Below are 4,395 nucleotides of genomic sequence, written 5' to 3' on the forward strand. Positions count from 1 at the left end.
GTGGAGAGCCGAGGCTCTCCACCGGGGCGGCGGGGTGGGGCGGTGCGGTGGCTAGCTGCAGCCGCTGGTGGAGCCGCAGCCCTCGCAGGCGTAGCAGCTGCCCGACGGGCGCATCTTGGTGCCGCAGGTGACGCAGAGCGGGGCGTCGGCGACGAAGCCCTGCTTGAGTTCGAGCAGCTCGGTGGTGGTGTGCGCCTCGGTGCGGGTCTCGGCGGCGGGGGTGGACGACCGCTCGGACCGCGCCTCCTCCGACGACACCGGCGCCGACTGGGCGTAGGACTCCACCTGGGCGGCCATCTGCGCCGGGTCCTCACCGGCCAACTGGGCGCGCCGCTCCTCGGCCGAGAACACGCCGAGGGCGCTGCGCTCGTCGTAGGGCAGGTAGTCCAGGGCCAGGCGGCGGAAGATGTAGTCGACCACCGACTGGGCCATGCGGATGTCCGGGTCGTCGGTCATCCCGGCCGGGTCGAACCGCATGTTGGTGAACTTCTCGACGTAGGTCTCCAGCGGCACCCCGTACTGCAGGGCGATGGAGATGGCGATCGAGAACGCGTCCATGACGCCGGCCAGGGTCGAGCCCTGCTTGCCGAGCTTCATGAAGACCTCGCCGAGGCCGTCGTCCGGGTAGGACCCGGCGGTGATGTAGCCCTCGGCGCCGCCGACCGAGAACGACACGGTCTGGCTCGGCCGCTTCTTCGGCAGCCGGCGCCGCACCGGGCGGTTGACCTCGATGACCTCGGGCTCGGGGCGCTCCTGCGGCGCCGCCTTCTCCTCGGTCGCGGCGGTCGACAGCGGCTGGCCGACCTTGCAGTTGTCGCGGTAGACCGCGAGCGCCTTCAGGCCGAGCTTCCAGCCCTGGTAGTAGATGTGCTCGAAGTCCTCGACGGTGGCCTCCTCGGGCACGTTCACCGTCTTGGAGATCGCGCCGGAGAGGAACGGCTGCACCGCGGCCATCATCTCGACGTGGCCCATGGGCTTGATGTAGCGCTTGCCCATGGCGCAGTCGAACACCTCGTAGTGCTCCGGGCGCAGCCCGGGGGCGTCGACCACGTGCCCGTTCTCGGAGATGTACTCGACGATCGCCTCGACCTGCTCCTCCTGGTAGCCCAGGTTGCGCAGGGCGCGGGGGATCGCCTGGTTGACGATCTGCATCGACCCGCCGCCGACGAGCTTCTTGAACTTCACCAGGGAGAAGTCGGGCTCGATGCCGGTGGTGTCGCAGTCCATCATGAAGCCGATGGTGCCGGTGGGCGCGAGCAGGCTGGCCTGGGAGTTGCGCCACCCGTTCCTGTCACCGGTGCGCAGGCACTCCTGCCAGGCCTCGCCCGCGGCGGCCGCGATCGCGCGGTCCATGGCGCCGACCGTCCGCAGGTCGTCGTTTGCCGCGGCGTGCTTGCGCATGACCCGCTTGTGCGCGTCGGCGTTCTTGGCGTAGCCGTCGTAGGCGCCGACGATGCCGGCCAGCTCGGCGCTGCGCCGGTAGGCGGTGCCGGTCATCAGCGAGGTGATGGCGGCGGCGACCGCGCGCCCGCCGTCGGAGTCGTAGGCGTGGCCGGTGGCCATCAGCAGGGCGCCGAGGTTGGCGTAGCCGATGCCGAGCTGGCGGAACGCGCGGGTGGTCTCGCCGATCTTCTCGGTCGGGAAGTCGGCGAACGTGATCGAGATGTCCATCGCGGTGATGACCAGCTCGGTCAGCGCGGTGAACCGCTCGATGTCGAAGGTGTCGTCGTCCTGGAGGAACTTGAGCAGGTTGATCGACGCCAGGTTGCACGACGAGTTGTCCAGGTGGACGTACTCCGAGCACGGGTTGCTGGCCGTGATGCGGCCGCTCTCCGGGGCGGTGTGCCAGTCGTTGATCGTGTCGTCGTACTGCAGGCCCGGGTCGGCGCAGGCCCAGGCGGCCTCGGCCATGCGGCGGAACAGGCCCTTGGCGTCGACCGTGCCGATGACCTCGCCGGTGGTGCGGGAGGTCAGGCCGAAGTCGGCGCCGGTCTCGACCGCGCGCATGAACTGGTCGGAGACGCGCACCGAGTTGTTGGCGTTCTGGTACTGGACGCTGACGATGTCGGCGCCGCCGAGGTCGACGTCGAACCCGGCGTCGCGCAGGGCGCGGATCTTGTCCTCCTCGCGCGCCTTGGTCTGCACGAACTCCTCGATGTCGGGGTGGTCGACGTCGAGGACGACCATCTTGGCGGCCCGGCGGGTGGCGCCGCCGGACTTGATGGTGCCCGCGGAGGCGTCGGCGCCGCGCATGAACGACACGGGCCCCGAGGCGGTGCCGCCGGACGACAGCAGCTCCTTGCTGGAGCGGATGCGGGACAGGTTGACCCCGGCCCCCGACCCGCCCTTGAAGATGATGCCCTCCTCCTTGTACCAGTCGAGGATCGACTCCATGGTGTCGTCCACCGACAGGATGAAGCAGGCCGACACCTGCTGGCGGGAGGCGGTGCCCACGTTGAACCAGACGGGCGAGTTGAAGCTGAAGTACTGGTTGACCAGCGCGTGCTTCAGCTCGTGGTCGAAGACCTCGGCGTCCTCGTCGGAGGCGAAGTAGCCGTTGGCCCGGCCGGTCTCGGTGTACATGCCGGCGACGCGGTCGACGAGCTGCTTGAGGCTCCACTCCCGCTCGGGGGTGCCCACGGCGCCGCGGAAGTACTTGCTGGCGACGATCTGGGTGGCGTTCATCGACCAGCCGGCGGGGAACTCCACGCCGCGCTGCTCGAAGTTGACCGACCCGTCGCGCCAGTTGGTCATGACCACGTCGCGGCGCTCCCACGCCACCGCGTCATAGGGGTGCACACCGGGCGTGGTGAAGATGCGCCGCACTTTCAGGCCCTTGCGCCGCCCCTTCCCCTTGCGCTCTGACGCGCCGGTGGTCTCCGTCATCTCGCTCCCCTGCTCTCATACGTTCGTCGACCGCGCCGCCCGCGGTGGAGCCCGGCGGGGGCGGTCATTTGTTCGTCGCGGCCGGCGGGCGGCCGCGCGCTACTCCTCGGTGGCGTCGGCCGCTGCGGCCCGTTCCCGGTCCGCGCGCAGCCGGGAGATCTCGCTCTCGAAGTCCGCGAGGGACTCGAACCCCCGGTAGACCGACGCGAAGTGCAGATAGGCGACCTCGTCCAGCTCACGCAGCGGCGTGAGGATGGCGAGCCCGATCTCGTGCGCGGGGACCTCGGCCAGGCCCCGGCAGCGGATCTCCTCCTCGACGCGCTGGCCGAGTTTGGCGAGCGCGTCCTCGGTGACGGGGCGCCCCTGGCAGGCGCGCCGCACCCCGGCGACGATCTTGCTCCGCGAGAAGGGCTCGGTGACCCCCGACCGCTTGGCGACCATCAGCAGCACGGTCTCCTGCGTGGTGAAGCGCCGTTCGCAGGTGGGGCACGAGCGGCGGCGCCGGATGGCCGCCCCGTCGTCGGTGGACCGGCTGTCGATCACCCGGGTGTCGGGGTGTCGGCAGAACGGACAGTGCACGCCGGTGGCCTCCCCCCAAGATCGTCGTCGTCCTCCACGGCGTCCCGCGCCGGTCGGGCCGGCCCGCCGCACGGGCGCGCCCCCGGAGGAACGAGTACCTACTAAAGCACAATTTCTAGGCCGCGTGTTCCATGGCGAGCACTAGATATTGTGGTCAACCTACGACTGCCACACCAGCCGCGCAAGTCCCACGCGCAACCGGCCGGGGTCTTCCCGCTGGTCATCCCGGCGAAAACCACGAGCGGTGTCCGGGCGTGTCCGCGCCGCCCCCACCTGGGCGGACGCGGCGGTGTGCCGACGACCACACGGCGCGCGGGCCGGGAGCGGCCCCGGGGCGGTCCCGGACGCGGGCACGCCGACGAGGGCGGCGGCCGGAGGGGGCTCCGGGGCGCCGCCCCGGCGTGGGCCGGGAGTCGCGGGCGGGGGCCACCTTACTCCCCCCGGCGGGCGCCGCCGAACGGCACACGCCGGACGCGCGGTGGGGCACCGCGCGGGCACCGATGCCCAGGTCAGGCGGTGCGGGCGCGGGGCGGCCCCGTCCGCGAGGGGGGCCGCCCGGGCGGCGCGTCAGGTGGTCTCGCGGGGGCGCCAGGCGCGGCCCCGACCGGGCTTCTTGGGCTTGCGGATGAGCCGGGACGGGCCGTCGGGGCCGCCGGGCTCGCGACCGGGGGTGCCGCCGTCGGTCGCCGGCTCCTCGGCCCCCTCGGGGCCGGGCGCGTCCGGGCCGACGCGGTCGGCGGCACCGTCGCCGTCCGGGGCCTCCCCGTCGGCGCCGGCCGCGTCGGCCCGCTTGGCCCCCATCCGCCGCACGCGGGCCGCGCGGGAGGTCAGGTCGCGCCGGCGCGGCGCCGCGTCGGCCGGCGGTTCCGCGGCGTCGCCGTCGGACGCCGGCGTGTCGGCGGCCGGCGGCTCCCCGGCCGCGTCCCCGGG

The 4,395-nt window shown here is 72.6% G+C and carries 2 protein-coding genes and 1 pseudogene; all 3 read right to left on the reverse strand.

The window, feature by feature from the left end; genetic code table 11:
- Positions 1-51: 51 nt before the first annotated feature.
- Entirely contained in the window at positions 52-2,886 is a 2,835-nt protein-coding gene (locus NT8_RS27380) for a vitamin B12-dependent ribonucleotide reductase (RefSeq protein WP_067975808.1), read from the reverse strand.
- 99 nt (positions 2,887-2,985) lie between these two features.
- Entirely contained in the window at positions 2,986-3,465 is a 480-nt protein-coding gene (nrdR, locus tag NT8_RS27385) for a transcriptional regulator NrdR (protein WP_067975811.1), read from the reverse strand.
- 567 nt (positions 3,466-4,032) lie between these two features.
- A pseudogene (locus NT8_RS30160) lies at positions 4,033-4,395 on the reverse strand (hypothetical protein); the annotation flags it as partial.

Source organism: Nocardiopsis trehalosi NBRC 14201, from assembly GCF_001552555.1.
Classification (GTDB): domain Bacteria; phylum Actinomycetota; class Actinomycetes; order Streptosporangiales; family Streptosporangiaceae; genus Nocardiopsis_B; species Nocardiopsis_B trehalosi.

What these genes read in the sequence shown, in the direction of transcription:
- NT8_RS27380 (WP_067975808.1), bottom strand. Translation starts at nt 2,886, where the DNA reads ATGACGGAGACCACCGGCGCGTCAGAGCGCAAGGGGAAGGGGCGGCGC.